The 1,746-nt window shown below is 42.6% G+C and carries 3 protein-coding genes; all 3 read left to right on the forward strand.

What is annotated here, in order from left to right; all coding sequences use genetic code 11:
* The first annotated feature begins 128 nt into the window (after window positions 1–128).
* The 3 genes from NG99_RS27790 (at window position 129) to NG99_RS27300 (ending at window position 1,732) form a co-directional block, all read left to right on the forward strand.
* Window positions 129–602: a winged helix-turn-helix domain-containing protein gene (locus tag NG99_RS27790; protein WP_198138839.1), complete on the forward strand. Its 474-nt coding sequence runs from the start codon at window positions 129–131 to the stop codon at window positions 600–602.
* Between the two features lie 66 nt (window positions 603–668).
* The gene (locus NG99_RS27795; RefSeq protein WP_052130908.1) at window positions 669–1,196 is read left to right on the forward strand and encodes a type II secretion system protein N; all 528 of its coding nucleotides are present in this window, start codon (window positions 669–671) and stop codon (window positions 1,194–1,196) included.
* Between the two features lie 47 nt (window positions 1,197–1,243).
* Entirely contained in the window at window positions 1,244–1,732 is a 489-nt protein-coding gene (locus NG99_RS27300) for a secretin N-terminal domain-containing protein (RefSeq protein WP_034900041.1), read from the forward strand.
* Window positions 1,733–1,746 lie beyond the last annotated feature (14 nt).

The following is a 1,746-nucleotide window of genomic DNA, read 5'->3' on the forward strand; positions in this document are numbered from 1 at the left end:
GAAATATAGGGGCCAATCCAGTATCCAATTGTATTTGACATATCTGAAATGCCTTAATGCAACCTGAGATGATAGCGTCCCGCTGTTGCAATAAGGAAATCAGATACCTTAAGACAGCGATGATTAAGATGCAATCTACTGATAAAGATAATTTTTTTGAGAATGATATGCTTTCATTATCTCTGGAAAAGAGAGTGCTTTTCCTGAAGAAAACGGAAACGATCATCACATTGACCGTTCTGCAAAGCAGACTGATCTTCTTTTTATTATCTGATGTGACCCGTAAGAGTGAGCTTATTGAGAAGGTATGGCCGGATAAACATATTGCCATTACGGATAATAACTATCATCAGTTAATCTATCAGTGCCGGGCGCTGTTTACCAATCATGGGCTCCCCTCCGATGTGATCAGAACGGTACACCGACATGGTTTGATGTTTGATCTCTCACGGCTGGAAGAGCATTATTCACTTAAAAACTCGCTGTCGAACAACGCCGGAGAGGTTAATTTATTAAAATTAACTAAAAATAAGTTAATCTTTATGTGCAGTGGGGGGATAATTCTGCAATTCCTGGTTTTTATTTTTTCAGTGACTGAATAGTGTGCTGCGGAAAGCATCCGTTTTGCATTTTCACTTGCTGACTCCTTATCTGGGTGGTTTTTTTTGATGAACATCAGAGAAATAAAATTTTATGACATCACTAATCTTCTGAATCAAAGCAAGAAAAGCCTGAATCTTCTGTTTTACGGATGCCTTACGCTGCCAGCGATCGCCGTTTTTGTATTTGCGTGTCTGGACACGCGGCAAACGCTGAGCGCCGATCGCACGCGCTTTACTTTCCCGGAGAGTACAGAGGAAGATTATCCCGCCCTTTCGCTCCAGCAACAATTTGCACAGTTAGGAAATCCACGCCAGTTGTCAGAAAAAAAAGAGGGCAGGGAAAGATTCCGGGTGGGTCCGAATGTCAGTGACGAACTATTACTGCTGGCTCCCAGAGCGACACTCAATGAAAAAATTGTCGGGATATTATTCAGCACTGAGCAAAAGAGGAGCATAGCGATTATCGACAGCGGCGGAACACAAAAAAGTTATCTGCTGGGAGATAAAATTGCTGGTGAATTTCCGGTCCTACGGATTCTGACTGACAGAGTCATCATTGATGATAATGGCTTTTATGCAGCGCTGTTTCTGTGATTTTTCCATTCGTTTTTATCTTTTAAAGAAGGCCATAAGTCACTGTCATGTATCGTATATTTTTTTTGTTTTCTTTATTCTTTATCTGCTGCGGCACTGCGCAGGCGGATAAATATTCAGCGGATTTTCAGGGGGTGGATGTTCATGAATTTATTAATACCGTCAGCAAAAACTTAGGAAAAACGATCATTGTTGATAATGCCGTCGAGGGGAAGGTGACGGTTCGTAGCTATGAACAGCTCACCCCGGAAGAGTACTATCAATTTTTTCTTAACGTACTGGATGTGTATGGTTATGCCGTGATCAGTATGCCGAAAAACGTACTGAAAGTGGTGGCGGCTAAAGACGGAAAACGGGCCACCCTGACGCCATTGAATGATGCGGCGACAGGCGATGAACTGGTAATGAAAATGGTTCCGCTGCATAACACGGCTGCAAAGGATGTTGCCCCACTATTACGTCAGCTGAATGACAGCATCGGCGTCGGCAATGTTTCTCACTATGAGAATGGTAATTCCTTGCTCATCACCGTGTAGTGGTTGAATAATCA

Source organism: Erwinia typographi (assembly GCF_000773975.1).
In the GTDB taxonomy this organism is placed as follows: Bacteria; Pseudomonadota; Gammaproteobacteria; order Enterobacterales; family Enterobacteriaceae; genus Erwinia; species Erwinia typographi.